Source organism: Psychromarinibacter sediminicola (assembly GCF_029168335.1).
In the GTDB taxonomy this organism is placed as follows: domain Bacteria; phylum Pseudomonadota; class Alphaproteobacteria; order Rhodobacterales; family Rhodobacteraceae; genus Psychromarinibacter; species Psychromarinibacter sediminicola.
This window is the reverse complement of the sequence record NZ_JARGYC010000272.1, coordinates 1-318: the sequence shown is the minus strand read 5'-3', so window position 1 is coordinate 318 and position 318 is coordinate 1. Positions and strand designations below refer to the sequence as shown.

Here is a 318-nt window from a genome sequence, read left to right as displayed (position 1 = left end):
AACGGGCAGCAGGTGCGGGTGGCGGCTGGCACGGGTGACACTGGCCTTCCGACCTGCGTCGGTCGCCGCATTTCCCTTCACATGGAATTTCAGGGCGGCAGGCTGCACCTTCATAACGCGCCGGCCGCCATCCTTCTTTGTGAAGGTGACGGCACAGATGCGGCCCTTGGACGACGCGATCAGTTCGCGCATCGTCTCCATCTCGCCGGACTGCTCCAGCGCTACGATCCGGCGCAGTTCTTCCATCCGGCGCTGATCGGCATCGGTCTGACGGTTCTTGTTCTCGATGCAGACCAGTTCCTTCTCGGCGGCGGACAG

1 protein-coding gene is annotated in these 318 nt (G+C 63.5%); it reads right to left on the bottom strand.

Annotation, left to right across the window (positions count from 1 at the left end; genetic code table 11):
• A partial coding sequence (locus tag P1J78_RS25695; protein WP_275570125.1) for a hypothetical protein occupies positions 1–318 on the bottom strand: 318 nt, incomplete at both ends.